This is a genomic window from Plasticicumulans sp. (genome assembly GCF_035331805.1).
Lineage (GTDB): Bacteria > Pseudomonadota > Gammaproteobacteria > Competibacterales > Competibacteraceae > Plasticicumulans.
This window is the reverse complement of sequence record NZ_DAOLKE010000045.1, coordinates 1-17,203: the sequence shown is the minus strand read 5'-3', so window position 1 is coordinate 17,203 and position 17,203 is coordinate 1. Positions and strand designations below refer to the sequence as shown.

Here is a 17,203-nt window from a genome sequence, read left to right as displayed (position 1 = left end):
TACGAGCAGCAGACGCCGGTCTACGAGCCGATGCCGTCCGAGCCGGTGGCCGATGACACCGTGGCGGATGCCGGTGAGTCGCAGGGCGAGGGCGGCGATTCGGCGCCGAAGACGCGTCGCCGTCGCACCAGCAAGTAAGCACGTCACGCGCAGTACCCCCCTGGCGGGGCGGCCGGCCGCAAGGTCCGCCGCCCCGTCGTTTTTACGGACCCGGGGCAGGCATCAGACCGGCACGAACTCGCCGCGCATGTCGGCCAGCGCCGGGAAACTCGCGCGGTAGTCGAGCAGCGCATCGAGGTGGACCTCGGCGCGGATCGTGCCGGGGCCGCTGCCGGCATCGGCGATGATCTCGCCGCGCGGGTCAATGATCAGGCTGGCGCCGCCGTAGTGCAGCCACGGGTCGTCGCCGCAGCGGTTGACGCCGATCACCCAGGCCTGGTTCTCGATCGCGCGTGCCACCAGCAGCGCCCGCCAGTGCGCCTCGCGCCGCTGCGGCCAGTTGGCGATGACCGTGTAGAGCTGCGCGCCGCGCCCGGCGGCGATCCGGTACAGCTCCGGGAAGCGCAGGTCGTAGCAGATGGTCGGCGCGACCCGCAGCCCGGCCCATTCGTACAGCACGGGGCCGTCGCCCTTCGCGTAGTGGCGGTCCTCGTGCGCGAACGAGAACGGATGGCACTTGCTGTAGCGCGCCAGCTCGCTGCCATCCGGCGCCCAGGTCACCGACTGGTTCAGGCCGCGGCCGTCATCGGCGCGCGTGACGAGGCCGGCGCAGATGAAGATGCCGAATTCCTGCGCCAGCGCGCTCAGGAACTGCTCGCCCGGGCGCGCCTCGCCCTCATCGATCTTCGCGACCTTCATGCTGAAGCCGGTCATGCACATCTCGGGCAGCACGGCCAGCGCGCCCGGCGGCGGGGCGGCGGCGGCGAGCAGCTCCCGCACGTGTTCGTGATTGGCGGGCTTGTCTTCCCAGCGGATGTCGGTCTGCACGGCGATGAGCTGCATGGCGGGGCACCCTGCGCGAGGTCACGGTCAGGGCGGCAATATGCCACCATTGCCGGCGCCGCGATCCGCGCTGCTGACTTGCCGGGAGTGCCGACGATGACCGATCTGCCCACGATTGCCACGCTGCTCGGCGGTACCGTCGCCGTCGGCACGCCGGTCACCGTGCAGGGCTGGGTGCGCACGCGCCGCGATTCCAAGGCGGGGCTGTCGTTCGTCGCGGTGCATGACGGCTCCTGCTTCGACGCGATCCAGTGCGTGGTGCCGGATACGCTCGCGAACTACCGCAGCGAGGTGCTGCACCTCGGCAGCGGCTGCTCGGTGCGCGTCACCGGCACGCTGGTGGCCTCGGGCGGCAAGGGCCAGACGGTCGAGGTGCAGGCCGACACGCTCACGGTCATCGGGCTGGTCGAGGACCCCGAAACCTATCCGGTGCAGCCGAAGCCGCACACCTTCGAATACCTGCGCACGGTCGCGCACCTGCGTCCGCGCACCAACACCTTCGGCGCGGTCGCGCGCGTGCGCCATTGCCTGGCGCAGGCGATCCACCGCTTCTTCAGCGCGCACGGCTACTGCTGGGTCCACACGCCGATCATCACCGCCAGCGACTGCGAGGGCGCCGGCGAGCTGTTCCGGGTCAGCACGCTCGATCTCGCCAACCTGCCGCGCACGGCCGAGGGCCGCATCGACTACGCGCAGGACTTCTTCGGGCGCGAGGCCTTCCTGACCGTGTCCGGGCAGCTGAACGTCGAGGCCTACTGCCTGGCGCTGTCGCGCGTATATACCTTCGGCCCGACCTTCCGCGCCGAGAACTCCAACACCTCGCGCCACCTCGCCGAGTTCTGGATGGTCGAGCCGGAGATCGCCTTTGCCGATCTCGCCGCCGACGCCGATCTGGCCGAGGCGCTGCTGAAGTCCGTGTTCCGCGCCGTGCTCGACGAGCGCGGCGATGATCTCGCGTTCTTCGACGACCGCATCCTGAAGGGCTGCATCGCGCGCCTCGAAGCGCTGGTCGAACAGCCGTTCGCGCGCATCGACTACAGCGAGGCGGTGCGCGTGCTGGAGGGCTGCGGCGAGACCTTCCAGTTCCCGGTCACCTGGGGAGCGGACCTGCAGTCCGAGCACGAGCGCTTTCTGGCCGAGCGCCATGTCGGCGGGCCGGTCGTGGTCATGAACTACCCGAAGGCGATCAAGAGCTTCTACATGCGCCTGAACGACGACGGGCGCACGGTCGCGGCGATGGACGTGCTCGCGCCCGGCATCGGCGAGATCATCGGCGGCAGCCAGCGCGAGGAGCGTCTCGACGTGCTCGATGCGCGCATGCGCGAATGCGGACTGGATCCGGCCGGCTACGGCTGGTACCGGGATCTGCGCCGCTACGGCACGGTGCCGCATGCGGGCTTCGGACTGGGGTTCGAGCGCCTGGTCAGCTACGTGACCGGCATGGCGAACGTGCGCGACGTGATCCCGTTTCCGCGCACGCCCGGCAGTGCCGAGTTCTGAACCCCGGGCGGGGCGCAGTCAGTCGTGCGAGAAGAACAGGCTGCCGCTGCGCTGCCAGGGCTCGGCGGCCTTGCGCCGGGCGGTGCCGGCACCGATGCGTCGGGCGCGCCATTCGGCAAACACGGCAACCGTGGCGCTGGGCAGCAGAAGTCCGATGATGGCGAGCAAAGACATGACAGGCACCTCCCCCTCCAATGTCCGCTGTCCGTGCGGATCGGTTAATCGATCAGAAAGCATGCGGGACAGCGTAACGAACGTGGCGGGCCATCGCTGTGATGCCTTGTTTCCCGGGCCGGGCAGGGCGCGGGCGGTTCTGCTTATTCGGCAGCGATGGCTGGCGGAGAAAGTAAAAGAGGGTTGCGATGATCGCAACCCTCCAAATTGGCTCCCCGAGACGGACTCGAACCGCCGACCCAGTGATTAACAGTCACTTGCTCTACCGACTGAGCTATCGGGGAATGAATTAAATTGTCGTAAACCGGTGAATCACTTTGCCGACGTGCAGACATTGCAATGCAGCACGGCGGTACAGGTAAATTCGGTAATTGGCTCCCCGAGACGGACTCGAACCGCCGACCCAGTGATTAACAGTCACTTGCTCTACCGACTGAGCTATCGGGGAACCGTTGCGAGCCGCGCATCCTATAGATGGCCGCCACGCGCGTCAACCGCGATGCAGCGGCCGTCCGTGTCCGGACGGCCGCTGCGCGATGCTCAGCGCAGGACTTCCGCGATCGCGGCGGCGACCGTCGGCAGGTTGGTGGTGTTCAGTGCGGCCACGCAGATGCGCCCGGTGCCGACCGCGTAGATGCCGTGCTCGGTCTTCAGGCGCTCGACCTGGGCGGCGCTCAGGCCCGAGTACGAGAACATGCCGCGCTGGCGCTGCACGAAGCCGTAGTCGCCGGGCACGCCGGCCGCGGCGAGGCCGGCGACCAGGCCGCTGCGCATCGCGCGGATGCGCTCGCGCATCTCGCCGAGTTCCTGCTCCCACAGCGCGCGCAGTTCGTGGCTGCCGAGCACGGCGGCGACGATCGAGGCGCCGTGCGTCGGCGGGTTCGAGTAGTTGGTGCGGATCACGCGCTTGAGCTGCGAGAGCACGCGCGCCGATTCGTCGCGGCTGCCGGTGACGATCGACAGCGCGCCGACGCGCTCGCCGTACAGCGAGAACGACTTCGAGAACGAGCTGGCGACGAAGAACGGCAGGCCGGATTCGGCGAACAGGCGCACCGCGACCGCGTCGGCATCGATGCCGTCGCCGAAGCCCTGGTAGGCGATGTCGAGGAAGGGCACGTGACCGCGCTCGGCGAGCACGGCCAGCACCTGCTGCCACTGCGCGGGCGTCAGGTCGGCGCCGGTCGGGTTGTGGCAGCAGGCGTGCAGCACGACGATCGAGTTCGCCGGCAGGGCCTGGAGGTCGGCGAGCATGCCGGCGAGGTCGACGCCGTGGTTCGGGGCGTCGTAATAGCGGTAGCTGCCGACCTCGAAGCCGGCCGATTCGAACAGCGCGCGGTGGTTTTCCCAGCTCGGATCGGAGATCGCGACGCTGGCACCGGGCAGCAGGCGGCGCAGGAAATCGGCGCCGATCTTCAGCGCGCCGGTGCCGCCGAGCGCCTGCGCGGTGACGACGCGGCCTTCGGCGAGCAGCGGTGAAGCGGTTCCGAACAGCAGTTCCTGCACCAGCTTGTCGTAGGCGGCGATGCCTTCGATCGGCAGGTAGCCGCGCGGCGCGGCCGCGGCGATGCGGGCCTTCTCGGCCTCCTGGACGGCGCGCAGCAGCGGGATGCGGCCGGCGTCGGTGAAGTAGACGCCCACGCCCAGATTGACCTTGGTGGCGCGCGGATCGGCGTTGTAGGCCTCGTTGAGCCCGAGGATCGGGTCGCGCGGGGCCATTTCGACGGCAGAGAACAGGCTCATGTCGGCAGCTCGGAGCTAACAGGGAGAAAGGGCGAAGAACCGGAGGATCAACGGCTTGTCTTGAACGGGCCGCAGCGGGCCAGTATATCCCCTTCCCCATGCGCCGCGAAGCAGGCCGAGGAGCCACGAGCATGCAGCGATTCGAACTCGTCACCGACTATCAGCCGGCCGGCGACCAGCCGGCGGCGATCGACGCGCTGGTGCGCGGCCTGGAGGACGGGCTCGCGCACCAGACGCTGCTCGGCGTCACCGGCAGCGGCAAGACCTTCACGATGGCCAGCGTCATCGCCCGCGTGCAGCGTCCGGCGATGATCCTCGCGCAGAACAAGACGCTGGCCGCGCAGCTCTACGGCGAGATGAAGGCGTTCTTCCCGCACAACGCCGTCGAGTACTTCGTCTCGTACTACGACTACTACCAGCCCGAGGCCTACGTGCCGGCCTCGGACACCTTCATCGAGAAGGACGCCTCGATCAACGCCCACATCGAGCAGATGCGGCTGTCGGCGACCAAGGCGATCCTGGAGCGCGCCGACACGATCATCGTCGCGTCGGTGTCCTCGATCTACGGCCTCGGCGACCCCGAGCTGTACCTGCAGATGATCCTGCACCTGTCGCGCGGCGAGCGCATCGACCAGCGCGACATCCTCAAGCGCCTCACGGCGCTGCAGTACGTGCGCAACGACGCCGTGCTCGAGCGTGGCAGCTTCCGTGTGCGCGGCGAGGTCATCGACGTGCACCCGGCCGATTCCGAAACCGAGGCCGTGCGCATCGAGCTGTTCGACGACGAGATCGAGCAGCTGTCGTACTTCGATCCGCTGACCGGCGTCGTCGCGCGGCGCGTGCCGCGCCTGACCATCCACCCGAAGACGCATTACGTGACGCCGCGCGCGCGCATCCTCGAAACCGTCGATGCCGTGAAGCTCGAACTCGCCGCGCGCGTCACCGAACTTGAACGCGCCGGGCGCCTGCTCGAAGCCCAGCGCATCGAGCAGCGCACGCGCTTCGACCTGGAGATGATGCTGGAGCTCGGCTACTGCAGCGGCATCGAGAACTACTCGCGCTACCTGTCCGGCCGCCAGGCCGGCGAGCCGCCGCCGACGCTGTTCGATTACCTGCCACCGCACGCGCTGCTGATCATCGACGAGTCGCACGTGACGGTGCCGCAGCTCGGCGGCATGTACCGCGGCGACCGTTCGCGCAAGGAGACGCTGGTCGAGTACGGCTTCCGGCTGCCATCGGCGCTCGACAACCGGCCGCTGCGCTTCGACGAGTTCGAGCGGCTGGCGCCGCAGACGATCTTCGTGTCGGCGACGCCCGGCAACTACGAAGGCGAGCACGCCGGCCAGGTGGTCGAGCAGCTCGTGCGCCCGACCGGGCTCGTCGATCCGCAGGTCGAGGTGCGCCCGGCGCGCACGCAGGTCGATGACCTGATGTCCGAGATCGTCGCGCGCGTGCGCCTCGACGAGCGCGTGCTGGTCACGACGCTGACCAAGCGCATGGCCGAGGACCTCACCGAATACCTCGCCGAGCACGGCGTGCGCGTGCGCTATCTGCACGCCGACATCGAGACGGTCGAGCGCGTCGAGATCATCCGCGACCTGCGCCTCGGCGAGTTCGACGTGCTCGTCGGCATCAACCTGCTGCGCGAGGGCCTCGACATGCCCGAGGTGTCGCTGGTGGCGATCCTCGATGCCGACAAGGAAGGGTTCCTGCGCTCCGAGCGCTCGCTGATCCAGACCATCGGCCGCGCGGCGCGCCATCTGAACGGCCGGGCGATCCTGTACGCCGACCGCATCACCGACTCGATGCGCCGCGCACTCGACGAGACCGGGCGCCGGCGCGTGAAGCAGGAAGCCCACAACGCCGCGCACGGCATCGTGCCGCGCAGCGTGCGCAAGGCGGTCGCCGACATCCTCGAAGGCGGCATTCCCGGCGCCGGGCGCAGCCGGCGCGAGCCGGCGGCCGAGGCCGGACTCGCCGAATCGCGCGGCCCGTATCGGGTGCTGACGCCGGAGCAGGCGGCGAAGAAGCTGCGCGAGCTCGAAGCGCGGATGCTGCGCCACGCGCGCGATCTGGAGTTCGAGGAGGCGGCGCGCCTGCGCGACGAGATCGTGCGCATCCGCGAGACCACCTTCGGCGCCGGTCAGGCAGCGGCGGGCTGAGCCGGAAAAAATCCGCACGGCCGGCTTGCATCGGCCGGGGGCGATCCGTAACATGCGCGGCCTGCAAATTGCAGGCGCGTAGCTCAGCTGGTTAGAGCACCACCTTGACATGGTGGGGGTCGTTGGTTCGAGTCCAATCGCGCCTACCAGTTTTTTCGGGGACCTCCCTGAAAACCCCGCAAAAGCCCGTCTCCGGACGGGCTTTTGCATTGCAGGCGGTCCGGTCCGGGCAGGTGAATTCCTCACGGATCGAGGCTTGCATCGCAGCGGACGCATCCGTAAGATGCGCCGCCTACGCTACAGGCGCGTAGCTCAGCTGGTTAGAGCACCACCTTGACATGGTGGGGGTCGTTGGTTCGAGTCCAATCGCGCCTACCAAATCCCGAAAGGGCGCGCCGTCCGGTCGACGGCGCGCCCTTTCCGTTTCTGCCCTCGGGCGCCCCGGTATCCGCCGGCATCACCTGGTCACAACCAGAATTCGGAGGCAGCGCAGCCATGCCCGTCATTACGCTCCCGGATGGCAGCCGGCGCGAATTCGAGCAGCCGGTCACGGTGCTGGAAGTCGCCCGCTCGATCGGTGCCGGACTGGCGCGCGCGGCGCTGGCCGGGCGTGTCGATGGCCGCCTGGTCGATCTGTCGCATGTGATCGCCGGTGATGCGGCGCTGGCGCTCATTACCGAGCGCGATGCCGAAGGGCTCGATGTCATCCGTCATTCGAGCGCGCACCTGCTCGCGCACGCGGTCAAGCAGCTGTATCCGGCCGCGCAGGTCACGATCGGGCCGGTGATCGAAAACGGCTTCTATTACGACTTCGCGTTCGAGCGTCCCTTCACGCCCGAGGATCTGGCGCAGATCGAAAAGCGCATGGAAGAACTCGCCGCGCGCGACATCGCCGTCGAGCGCTACGAACTGCCGCGCGACGAGGCGGTCGCGTTCTTCCGCGCCCAGGGCGAGGAATACAAGGCGCAGATCATCGAGCGCATTCCGGCGAACGAGGCGCTGTCGCTGTACCGCCAGGACGATTTCACTGACCTCTGCCGCGGCCCGCACGTGCCGTCGACCGGCCGGCTGAAGGCGTTCAAGCTGATGAAGGTCGCCGGGGCCTACTGGCGCGGTGACTCGAAGAACGAGATGCTGCAGCGCATCTACGGCACGGCCTGGACCGACCGCAAGGCGCTGAAGGACTACCTGCACCGGCTCGAAGAGGCCGAGAAGCGCGATCACCGCCGGCTCGCGAAGCAGCTCGACCTGTTCCACATCCAGGACGAGGCGCCGGGCATGGTGTTCTGGCACCCGAACGGCTGGACGATCTGGCAGGCGGTCGAGCAGTACGTGCGCGGCCGCCTGCGCACGGCCGGCTACGTCGAGGTGCGCACGCCGCAGGTCGTCGACCGTTCGCTGTGGGAGCGCTCCGGGCACTGGGAGAACTACAGCGAGCTGATGTTCACGACCAGCTCCGAGTCGCGCGACTACGCGGTCAAGCCGATGAACTGCCCGTGCCACGTGCAGATCTTCAACCACGGCCTGCATTCGTACCGCGACCTGCCGCTGCGCATGGCCGAGTTCGGTTCCTGCCACCGCAACGAGCCCTCCGGCGCGCTGCACGGCCTGATGCGCGTGCGCGGCTTCACGCAGGACGATGCCCACATCTTCTGCACCGAAGACCAGATCATCGCCGAGGCGCAGGCCTTCAACACGCTGGTGCAGCAGGTCTACGCCGATTTCGGCTTCACCGACGTCGCGATCAAGCTCGCGCTGCGCCCGGACAAGCGGGCCGGTTCCGATGAGGTCTGGGACCGCGCCGAGGACGGCCTGCGCCAGGCGCTGACCGCCTGCGGCCTCGAATGGCAGGAACTGCCGGGTGAGGGCGCCTTCTACGGGCCGAAGGTCGAGTACCACATCCGCGACGCGATCGGCCGCTCCTGGCAGTGCGGCACGCTGCAGCTCGACTTCGTGCTGCCGGGCCGCCTCGGCGCCGAGTACGTCGCCGAGGACAACACGCGCAAGGTGCCGGTCATGCTGCACCGCGCGGTGCTCGGCTCGATGGAGCGCTTCATCGGCATCCTGATCGAGCACCACGCCGGCCAGATGCCGACCTGGCTCGCGCCGCTGCAGGCCGTGGTGCTGAACATCACCGACCGCGCCGCCGAAGCCGCGACGGCTGCCGCTGCGCGCCTCAATGCGCTCGGCCACCGTGCCGAGGCCGACTTGAGGAACGAGAAGATCGGCTTTAAGATTCGCGAACACACCCTGCGCCGGATTCCGTATCTGCTGGTGATCGGCGATCGTGAGGTGGAAACGGGTTCTGTGGCCGTGCGTACGCGGACCGGCAAGGATCTGGGCGTCATGACGCTCGGCTCCTTCGAGGAATTCCTCGCTGCCGATGTCGCGAGCCGCGGCCGTTCTGTTTTGGAGGGCTGACTCATCGCTGCGAACAACGAAATTAGGGTGAACGACGAGATCACCGCCCGCGAAGTGCGTCTGATCGATCAGAACGGCGAACAGGCGGGTGTGATGCCGCTCTTCCAGGCCAAGCGGATCGCCGAAGACGCTGAACTCGATCTGGTCGAAATCTCGCCGACGGCAAAACCGCCGGTCTGCCGGATCATGGATTACGGCAAATTCCGTTTCGAGCAGCAGAAGAAGGCAGCGGAAGCCCGCAAGAAGCAGAAACAGATTCAGGTCAAGGAAGTGAAATTCCGTCCCGGGACGGACGAAGGGGATTACCAGGTCAAACTACGCAACCTGGTACGTTTCCTGACCGAAGGTGACAAGGCCAAGATCACGCTGCGCTTCCGCGGGCGTGAGGTCGTGCACCAGGACATCGGACTGAACCTCCTGAAGCGCATCGAGGACGACCTCGCCGAATTCGGCACGATCGAACAGCGGCCGAAAATGGAAGGCCGCCAGATGATCATGGTCGTTGCGCCGAAGCGGAAGTGATTCCGCTTCTGGCCGATGCGCGGTTGCAGTCCGCAATCAATCAATGAATGCGGAGTGGCTGACATGCCCAAGATGAAGACGAACCGCGGCGCCGCGAAGCGTTTCGCGCGCACCGGTTCCGGTGGTTTCAAGCGTTCCCAGGCCTTTGCCCGTCACATCCTGACGAAGAAGACGACGAAGCGTAAGCGCCAGCTGCGCGAGCCGGCGATGGTCGCGGCCGTCGACGTGCCGATGGTGCGTCGCATGATGCCGTACGCCTGAGTCGTCACGATCCGGACTAGAGGACAAAGACCATGCCCCGAGTGAAGCGCGGCGTTACCGCCCACGCCCGTCACAAGAAGATCCTGGACAAGGCCAAGGGCTACCAGGGTGCCCGTTCCCGCGTGTTCCGCGTTGCCAAGCAGGCCGTCACCAAGGCCGCCCAGTACGCGTACCGCGACCGTCGCCAGAAGAAGCGCCAGTTCCGCGCGCTGTGGATCGTGCGCATCAACGCTGCGGCCCGCACCTGCGGCCTGTCGTACAGCCGGCTGATCGGTGGCCTGAAGAAGGCCGCGATCGTCATCGACCGCAAGGTCCTCGCCGACATGGCGGTGTTCGACAAGGCCGGTTTTGCCGCCGTCGCGGAAAAGGCCAAGGCCGCCCTGGCGCAGTGACCGAAAAAGCCGCCGTCGCCGTCTGCGTGACGGCGGACGGATCGCGAAAGGGAAGGGGGTCTTGAGCTCCTTTCCCTTTTTTGTTGCTTGTTGAGCATCGCCGGAACGCGGAGCCGGGCGCGTGCGCGCACCGCCGCGGTTTCCCCCCGAACGGAGCTGCCCCGTGGATACCCTGCAGACCATCGTGCTCGCGGCCGAAACCGCCGTCGCCGCCGCTGCCGACCTTGCCGCGCTCGATCAGGTGCGCGTGCATTACCTCGGCAAGAAGGGCGTGCTGACCGAACAGCTGAAGACGCTCGGCACGCTCGCGCCCGAGGCGCGGCGCGAGGCCGGTGCCGCGATCAACGTCGCCAAGGACGCCGTGCAGGCCGCGCTCGAAGCGCGCCGCCAGGCGCTCGAAACCGAGGCCCTGCACCGGCGCCTCGCCGCCGAGCGCGTCGACGTGACGCTGCCGGGGCGCGGCGTGCAGGCCGGCGGCCTGCATCCGATCACGCGCACGCTGCGCCGCATCGAGGAGCTGTTCCGTCAGGTCGGCTTCTCGGTCGCCGAAGGCCCGGAGATCGAGGACGACTTCCACAACTTCGAGGCGCTGAACATCCCCGCGCACCACCCGGCGCGCGCGATGCACGACACCTTCTATTTCGACGCCTCGACGGTGCTGCGCACGCACACCTCGCCGGTGCAGATCCGCACGATGCGCGCCTGCGAGCCGCCGATCCGCATCATCGCGCCCGGGCGCGTCTACCGCTGCGACAGCGACCTGACGCATTCGCCGATGTTCCACCAGGTCGAGGGCCTGTTCGTCGATGAGGACGTGAGCTTCGCCGACCTCAAGGGCGTGCTCTACGACTTCCTGCGCGCCTTCTTCGAGCGCGACCTCGACGTGCGCTTCCGCCCCTCGTACTTCCCGTTCACCGAGCCCTCGGCCGAGGTCGACATCCAGTGCGTGATCTGCGGCGGCAGCGGCTGCCGGGTCTGCAAGCACACCGGCTGGCTGGAGGTGCTCGGCAGCGGCATGGTGCATCCGGCCGTGTTCGGGAAGGTCGGCATCGACCCGGAGCGCTACACCGGTTACGCGTTCGGCATGGGCGTCGAGCGTCTGGCGATGCTGCGCTACGGCGTCAACGACCTGCGCCTGTTCTTCGACAACGATCTGCGCTTCCTCGGCCAGTTCCGCTGAAGCCGTGCGCCGCCCGGAGGCCGAAAACCCATGAAAATCAGTGAACAGTGGCTGCGGGAGTGGACGAATCCCGCCGTGTCGACCGACGAGCTGGTCGCGCAGCTGACGATGGCCGGTCTGGAGGTCGATGCCGTCACGCCGGTGGCCGGGGTGTTCAGCGGTGTCGTCGTCGGCCACGTGCTCGACGTGCAGCCGCACCCCGATGCCGACAAGCTGCGCGTCTGCCGCGTCGATGCCGGCAGCGGCGCGCCGCTGCAGATCGTCTGCGGCGCGCCGAACGTGCACACCGGCATGCGCGCGCCGGTCGCGACCATCGGCGCCGTGCTGCCCGGTGATTTCAAAATCAGGAAGAGCAAGCTGCGCGGCGTCGAGTCCTTCGGCATGCTCTGCTCGGCGCGCGAACTCGGCCTGTCCGAAGACCACGGCGGCCTGATGCCGCTGCCGGCCGAAGCCGTGCCCGGCACCGACCTGCGTGCGTACCTCGGCCTCGACGACCGGGTCATCGAGGTCGACCTGACCCCGAACCGCGGCGACTGCCTGAGTGTCGCCGGCGTCGCACGCGAGGTCGCGGTGCTGAACGGCTCGGCCCTGACGCCGGTCGCCTGCACGCCGGTGCCGGCCGCAAGCGAAGAGGTTTTCCCGGTGCGCATCGAGGCCGGGGCCGACTGCCCGCGCTACGCCGGGCGCGTGATCCGTGGTGTCGATCCGCGGGCCGCGACGCCGCTGTGGATGACCGAGCGCCTGCGCCGCGCCGGCCTGCGCTCGCTCGGGCCGCTGGTCGATGTCACCAACTACGTGCTGCTCGAACTCGGCCAGCCGATGCACGCCTTCGATCTCGGCCGGCTCGACGGCGGCATCGTCGTGCGCAAGGCCGTGGCCGGCGAGACGCTGGCGCTGCTGAACGGCACGCGCATCGAGCTGCAGCCCGAATCGCTGGTGATCGCCGATCACGCCGGCCCGGTGGCGCTCGCCGGCATCATGGGTGGCGAGCCGAGCTCGTGCACCGACGCCACCGTTGATGTGTTCCTGGAGAGCGCCTTCTTCGCGCCGCAGCGGATCGCCGGGCGCGCACGTCGCTACGGCCTGCACACCGATTCCTCGCACCGCTTCGAGCGCGGCGTCGATCCGGCGCTGCAGGTGCCGGCGATCGAGCGCGCGACGAAGCTGATCCTCGAACTCTGCGGCGGCACGCCGGGGCCGGTCATCGAGGTCGTCGATGACGAGGAACTGCCGGTCGCCCCGGCCATCCGCCTGCGCCGTGCCCGCATCCGCCGCCTGCTCGGGCTCGAACTCGACGATGCCGTCATCACCGGCATGCTGCAGCGTCTCGGCATGCAGGTGCTCGCGGTCGAGGATGGCTGGCACGTGACGCCGCCATCCTTCCGCTTCGACATGGCGATCGAGGCCGACCTGATCGAGGACCTCGGCCGCATCCATGGCTACAACCGCCTGCCGACCAACCGGCCGCTGTCGCGCTTCGCGATCGGCGCGATCCCGGAATCACGCCTGCCGCTCGATCGGCTGCGCAGCGTGCTGGTCGATCGCGGCTATCAGGAAGCCATCACCTACAGCTTCGTCGATCCGGTCTTCCAGAGCGCGCTCGATCCGCAGCACGTGCCGGTGGCGCTCGCCAACCCGATCTCGGCCGATCTGGCGGTGATGCGCACCAGCCTGTGGCCGGGGCTGGTCAAGGCACTGGAGTACAACCGCAAGCGCCAGCAGCCGCGCGTGCGCCTGTTCGAGACCGGCCTGCGCTTCCTCGCCACCGACGCCGGCATGGTCCAGGACAGCCGCATCGGCGGCGTGGTCTGCGGCGAGGCCCTGGCCGAGCAGTGGGGCCTGCCGGCGCGCGCCGTCGACTTCTTCGACCTCAAGGGCGATGTCGAGGCGCTGCTCGCCACCAGCGGCGAGCCGGGCACGGTCCGCTTCACCGCGGCCGAGCACCCGGCGCTGCATCCGGGCCAGAGCGCACGCATCCTGCGCGACGGCGTCGCGATCGGCTGGATCGGCCTCGTGCACCCGGCGATCGAGAAGCAGCTCGACCTCGGCGGGCGTGTCTACGCCTTCGAACTCGATCTGACGGCGACCGCGCGGGCACGCGTGCCGGCCTATTCGGAGCTGTCCAAGTTCCCCGCCATCCGCCGCGACCTCGCCGTCGTCGTCGCCGAGGACGTGCCCGCCGGCAAGGTGCACGCCTGCCTGCGCGCGCGTGCCGGCGAGTGGCTGCGCGAGAGCTGGCTGTTCGATGTGTATCGCGGCAAGGGAATTGATGAAAATCATAAGAGCCTTGCTTTCGGCTTGATTCTGCAGGATTTTTCACGCACGCTTGCCGACGCTGACGTAGACTCCGTTCTTTCCGGGATCATTGCCGGACTCCACGAAGAGTTCGGCGCCACGCTTAGGGTTTGACGCTCATGGCACTGACCAAGGCCGACATGGCCGAACGACTGTTCGACGAACTGGGCCTCAACAAGCGCGAGGCCAAGGATCTGGTCGAGATATTCTTCGAGGAGATTCGCGGTGCGCTCGAATCGGGCGAGCAGGTGAAGCTCTCCGGTTTCGGCAACTTCGACCTGCGCGACAAGAACCAGCGTCCGGGCCGCAACCCGAAGACCGGCGAGGAAATCCCGATCACCGCCCGCCGCGTCGTGACCTTCCGCCCCGGCCAGAAGCTCAAGGCCCGCGTCGAGGAATACTCCGAGCGCGTCGCCGCCGAGGCCGAGCGCCGCAACGCCTGAACCTCCGGCGCGCGGCTTGCATCGCGAAGGGGCTCCGGTAGAATGCGGACCCTTCCCGCGCCACGGCGCGGACCGCATCACGGGGCGTAGCGCAGCCTGGTAGCGCACCTGCATGGGGTGCAGGTGGTCGGAGGTTCAAATCCTCTCGCCCCGACCAATGAAAACAACGGCCCGGACAGAAATGTCCGGGCCGTTTTTCTTTTCCGGGCCGGTCAGGATTCCGGGAACCCATTCCGCCTTCCCCCGACTGCGGACTCGTCGCGGGAGCCGTGTATATGCTTCGCCGGTCGGCCTGCGACCGGGACGATCCGGCAGGTGGCCGTGCGGATGTGGCCTGCAGGATCGAGGTTTGCCGTCAACCGGATTTGACCCGAGGGAGGCCGTGACCGCCATGTCCGATCTGTTCCTGTCCCACAGCACCCGCGACGATGCCTTCGTGCGGGAGCTGCAGCAGGCGCTCTTGCTGCACGGGGTTTCGGTCTGGATTGATTCGCGCGAGCTGTCGCCGAACGGTCTGCTGGAGCCGGCAATCATTGCGGCTATCGACTCGGCCGCGGCCTATGCGGTGCTGGTCAGTCCGGAGGCGCTGCAGTCGCGCTGGGTGGGCAAGGAGCTTCGTCATGCGCTGGCAGTGCAGCGTCAGCGTGGCCGGGATGCCTATCCGGTGTTCGTGCTGTCGCTCGATGGCACGCAGCCCGGCGTGCTCGAAGCCATCTTCGAAGATGAGCCGCTCTACATCGCCGCGCAGAGCGCTGCGGGCGGCGTCGAGGCGGTCATTCATCCGGTGCTGGTGGCGCTCGGCAAGCGTCTGCCGACCGATTTCGGCGCCAGCGTCCAGCCGCCAGCCGAGCCGCTGGAGGAGCTGGTCCTCGAACTCTCCGATCTGAAGTTCGTCGAGCCGGAAGACGGCGTGCGCCGGGCTTCGGCGCGGGCGCGGCTCGTGTATGAACCGGCTGCGTCGGGCCTGCGCGAGGTGAAAAGCGAGCACAGCTGGCGTTTCGTCGCGCCCATCGGGCCGATCGAGGCCGGCGAGTTGCGCTGGTATCTGGAGCAGTACGCGGTCTGGCCCAGCCATTACTTCGCAGCGCGCGCCGGCAAGGTGGAAGCGAGCCTGGTCGAATGGGGCCGCAAGCTGTACGACGCCGCGCTGCCGGGCGCTCACATTGCCAGCGTGCTTGCGGCCTGGGCGAGGATCGACCGCCACGCCGGCCGGCGTTTTTCCGTCCACGTCGATGCCGGTCTCGAAGCCGGCGCGGCCGAGGCCGAGGTGCAGGCGGCACGCGAAGCCGCCACCGTATTGCTCGGTCTGCCCTGGGAACTGCTGCACGACGGCCGCAGCTATCTGTTCCAGGGCGCCAGTCCGAGCCGGGTGCGCCGGCGGCTGCCCAATACGCAGGTGCTCGACGTGGCGGTGCTTGCCCTGCCGATCCGCATCCTGCTGGTCAGTGCGCGGCCCGAGGACGAGGCCTGCGGCTACCTCGATCACCGCGTCAGCGCCCGGCCGCTGGTGGCGGCGATGGAGGCGCTGCCCGGTCTGGTGCAGCTCACCGTGCTGAGCCCCGCGACGCTGCCGGCGCTGGCTGCGGAACTGGCGCGGGCGCAGGCGGCCCGCACGCCGTACCACGTGCTGCATTTCGACGGTCACGGCGTCTATGACCGGCGCGTCGGCCTGGGCGGGCTGTGCTTCGAGGACCCGCAGGACCACGCCCGGCTCGAACGGCGCCGTCACGTCATCGTCCACACGCCCGAACTCGGCGCGCTGCTGCGCGAGCACCGCATTCCGCTGGTTTTCCTCGAAGCCTGCCAGAGCGCGCAGGCCGCGCAGGCGTCCGAGTCCGTGGCTTCGGAGCTGCTCAGGGTCGGCGTGGCGTCGGTGGTGGCGATGAGCCACAGCGTGCTGGTGGAAACCGCGCGCCGCTTCGTCGAAGCCTTCTATCAGGCGCTGGCGGCGGGCCGGCGCGTCGGCGATGCGATGCTGGCAGGCCAGCGCGCGCTGAAGGACGACCCGTACCGCGGCCGCATCTTCGGCGCCGGCGAATTGCGGCTCGACGACTGGTTCGTGCCGGTGCTGTTCTAGGAGAAAGACGACCCGCAACTGTTCCGCGCCCTGCCGGCCGGGCAGACGAAAGCCGATCACGCTGCCGGCCGGCAGCGGTGCCTGGGCCATCTGCCGCCGGAGCCGGAGACCGGCTTCATCGGCCGCAGCCGCGAGTTGCTGGCGCTGGAGCGGCTGTTGCGCGGTGCGCGTTACGCCGTGCTGCGCGGTCAGGGCGGCGAGGGCAAGACGGCGCTGGCGGCCGAGTTCGCGCGCTGGATGCTGCGCTCGCAGCAGATCCGGCGTGCCGCTTTCGTGTCGGTGGAAAGCCACGGCCACGCGCAGGCCGTGCTCGATGCGCTCGGTCGCCAGCTCGTCGGCGATGACTATTCGGTCGCCGCCTTTGCCGATCCGGACCAGGCCACGCAGCCGGTCGAGCGGGCGCTGCGCGAGCAGCCGACGCTGCTGGTGATCGACAACATGGAGAGCCTCCTGCTGCCGCCGTTCATGGCGGCCGGGACGCCGGCGGCGCTGACCGAGGACGCCTGCGAGCAGCTCACGGCCCTTCTCGCGCTGTGCACACGGCTGCTGCAGGCGGGCGAAACGCGGCTGCTGTTCACCAGCCGCGAGGCCTTGCCGGCCCCTTTCGCGGCGTCGCAGAACCGGCGCGAGCTGCACCGGCTCGATCGCGAGGATGCGGTGAAGCTGGTCGAGCGCGTGCTCGATGCCGATGGCAGCGGCGCCGGTGCGGCGGGCGATGCGGCGCGCGAGGCGATCGAGCAACTCGTCGATGCGGTACACGGCCACGCGCGCACGCTGGCCTTGCTGGCACCGACGCTGCGGGCGCGCGGTGTGGCGGCGACGCAGGCGTCACTGGTCGAGCTGATGGCGACGATGGAACGCCGCTTCCCCGGCAGCCGCGAGCAGTCGGTGTTCGCCAGCGTCGAGTTGTCGCTGCAGCGGATGTCGCCGGCCAACCGCGAGCGGGCGCGGGTGCTCGGGGTGTTTCAGGGTGGCGTACAAGTGGACGTGCTTGTTCAGATGATGCAGTGGCAGGAACCCGACGTGGCTTCGCT

General features: G+C 68.6%; 14 protein-coding genes and 5 tRNA genes. 14 read left to right on the top strand and 5 right to left on the bottom strand.

All coding sequences use genetic code 11. The annotated features are described in order from the left end of the window. Positions 1-222: 222 nt before the first annotated feature. Positions 223-1,002, bottom strand: a complete 780-nt coding sequence (locus PKE44_RS05450; protein ID WP_324548817.1) for a nitrilase-related carbon-nitrogen hydrolase — start codon at positions 1,000-1,002, stop codon at positions 223-225. Between the two features lie 96 nt (positions 1,003-1,098). On the opposite strand from PKE44_RS05450, the gene asnS reads away from it, so the two are divergent. Next, the gene (gene asnS, locus PKE44_RS05445) at positions 1,099-2,502 is read left to right on the top strand and encodes an asparagine--tRNA ligase (RefSeq protein ID WP_324548814.1); all 1,404 of its coding nucleotides are present in this window, start codon (positions 1,099-1,101) and stop codon (positions 2,500-2,502) included. Between the two features lie 18 nt (positions 2,503-2,520). Here asnS and PKE44_RS05440 read toward each other — a convergent pair whose 3' ends face one another. The 4 genes from PKE44_RS05440 to PKE44_RS05425 all read right to left on the bottom strand — a co-directional run bounded on the left by PKE44_RS05440 (position 2,521) and on the right by PKE44_RS05425 (position 4,416). Continuing rightward, positions 2,521-2,676 (bottom strand): hypothetical protein, encoded by a 156-nt coding sequence (locus PKE44_RS05440; protein ID WP_324548811.1) that lies wholly within the window; start codon positions 2,674-2,676, stop codon positions 2,521-2,523. A gap of 208 nt (positions 2,677-2,884) precedes the next feature. Then, a tRNA-Asn gene (locus PKE44_RS05435) sits at positions 2,885-2,960 on the bottom strand. Positions 2,961-3,048: 88 nt separating this feature from the next. After that, positions 3,049-3,124, bottom strand: a tRNA-Asn gene (locus tag PKE44_RS05430). 92 nt (positions 3,125-3,216) lie between these two features. Next, positions 3,217-4,416, bottom strand: a complete 1,200-nt coding sequence (locus PKE44_RS05425; protein ID WP_324548809.1) for an amino acid aminotransferase — start codon at positions 4,414-4,416, stop codon at positions 3,217-3,219. A 131-nt stretch (positions 4,417-4,547) separates the two neighbouring features. Here PKE44_RS05425 and uvrB point away from each other — a divergent pair, with 131 nt between their 5' ends. From uvrB to PKE44_RS05360, 13 genes are all read left to right on the top strand, one after another. Continuing rightward, positions 4,548-6,578 (top strand): excinuclease ABC subunit UvrB, encoded by a 2,031-nt coding sequence (uvrB, locus tag PKE44_RS05420; protein ID WP_324548807.1) that lies wholly within the window; start codon positions 4,548-4,550, stop codon positions 6,576-6,578. A gap of 72 nt (positions 6,579-6,650) precedes the next feature. After that, positions 6,651-6,727: transfer RNA gene (locus PKE44_RS05415), tRNA-Val, on the top strand. 152 nt (positions 6,728-6,879) lie between these two features. Beyond that, a tRNA-Val gene (locus tag PKE44_RS05410) sits at positions 6,880-6,956 on the top strand. A gap of 117 nt (positions 6,957-7,073) precedes the next feature. After that, a complete protein-coding gene (gene thrS, locus PKE44_RS05405) occupies positions 7,074-8,999 on the top strand; it encodes a threonine--tRNA ligase (protein ID WP_324548805.1) in 1,926 nt (641 codons plus the stop codon). A 3-nt stretch (positions 9,000-9,002) separates the two neighbouring features. Further along, positions 9,003-9,521: a translation initiation factor IF-3 gene (gene infC, locus PKE44_RS05400; RefSeq protein WP_324548820.1), complete on the top strand. Its 519-nt coding sequence runs from the start codon at positions 9,003-9,005 to the stop codon at positions 9,519-9,521. Positions 9,522-9,584: 63 nt separating this feature from the next. Then, entirely contained in the window at positions 9,585-9,782 is a 198-nt protein-coding gene (gene rpmI, locus PKE44_RS05395) for a 50S ribosomal protein L35 (protein WP_324548803.1), read from the top strand. A 32-nt stretch (positions 9,783-9,814) separates the two neighbouring features. Further along, on the top strand, positions 9,815-10,174 hold the full coding sequence (gene rplT, locus PKE44_RS05390) for a 50S ribosomal protein L20 (protein WP_324548801.1): 360 nt from the start codon (positions 9,815-9,817) through the stop codon (positions 10,172-10,174). A gap of 163 nt (positions 10,175-10,337) precedes the next feature. Further along, positions 10,338-11,354 carry a phenylalanine--tRNA ligase subunit alpha gene (pheS, locus tag PKE44_RS05385; RefSeq protein ID WP_324548798.1) on the top strand — a complete coding sequence of 339 codons (1,017 nt, stop codon included), beginning with the start codon at positions 10,338-10,340 and terminating at the stop codon, positions 11,352-11,354. Positions 11,355-11,384: 30 nt separating this feature from the next. Next, positions 11,385-13,763 carry a phenylalanine--tRNA ligase subunit beta gene (pheT, locus tag PKE44_RS05380; RefSeq protein WP_324548796.1) on the top strand — a complete coding sequence of 793 codons (2,379 nt, stop codon included), beginning with the start codon at positions 11,385-11,387 and terminating at the stop codon, positions 13,761-13,763. 5 nt (positions 13,764-13,768) lie between these two features. Then, positions 13,769-14,092 carry an integration host factor subunit alpha gene (gene ihfA / locus PKE44_RS05375; protein ID WP_324548794.1) on the top strand — a complete coding sequence of 108 codons (324 nt, stop codon included), beginning with the start codon at positions 13,769-13,771 and terminating at the stop codon, positions 14,090-14,092. Positions 14,093-14,172: 80 nt separating this feature from the next. Next, positions 14,173-14,249 (top strand) — tRNA-Pro (locus PKE44_RS05370). Between the two features lie 234 nt (positions 14,250-14,483). Beyond that, on the top strand, positions 14,484-16,169 hold the full coding sequence (locus PKE44_RS05365; protein WP_324548793.1) for a CHAT domain-containing protein: 1,686 nt from the start codon (positions 14,484-14,486) through the stop codon (positions 16,167-16,169). 156 nt (positions 16,170-16,325) lie between these two features. Next, a partial coding sequence (locus tag PKE44_RS05360) for an AAA family ATPase (RefSeq protein ID WP_324548791.1) occupies positions 16,326-17,203 on the top strand: 878 nt, incomplete at its 3' end.

Excerpts from the sequence above, each read along its gene's own strand:
- PKE44_RS05450 (WP_324548817.1), bottom strand. The coding sequence starts at position 1,002 with ATGCAGCTCATCGCCGTGCAGACCGACATCCGCTGGGAAGACAAGCCC.
- asnS (WP_324548814.1), top strand. The coding sequence starts at position 1,099 with ATGACCGATCTGCCCACGATTGCCACGCTGCTCGGCGGTACCGTCGCC.
- PKE44_RS05440 (WP_324548811.1), bottom strand. The coding sequence starts at position 2,676 with ATGTCTTTGCTCGCCATCATCGGACTTCTGCTGCCCAGCGCCACGGTT.
- PKE44_RS05425 (WP_324548809.1), bottom strand. The coding sequence starts at position 4,416 with ATGAGCCTGTTCTCTGCCGTCGAAATGGCCCCGCGCGACCCGATCCTC.
- uvrB (WP_324548807.1), top strand. The coding sequence starts at position 4,548 with ATGCAGCGATTCGAACTCGTCACCGACTATCAGCCGGCCGGCGACCAG.
- thrS (WP_324548805.1), top strand. The coding sequence starts at position 7,074 with ATGCCCGTCATTACGCTCCCGGATGGCAGCCGGCGCGAATTCGAGCAG.
- rpmI (WP_324548803.1), top strand. The coding sequence starts at position 9,585 with ATGCCCAAGATGAAGACGAACCGCGGCGCCGCGAAGCGTTTCGCGCGC.
- rplT (WP_324548801.1), top strand. The coding sequence starts at position 9,815 with ATGCCCCGAGTGAAGCGCGGCGTTACCGCCCACGCCCGTCACAAGAAG.
- pheT (WP_324548796.1), top strand. The coding sequence starts at position 11,385 with ATGAAAATCAGTGAACAGTGGCTGCGGGAGTGGACGAATCCCGCCGTG.
- ihfA (WP_324548794.1), top strand. The coding sequence starts at position 13,769 with ATGGCACTGACCAAGGCCGACATGGCCGAACGACTGTTCGACGAACTG.
- PKE44_RS05365 (WP_324548793.1), top strand. The coding sequence starts at position 14,484 with ATGTCCGATCTGTTCCTGTCCCACAGCACCCGCGACGATGCCTTCGTG.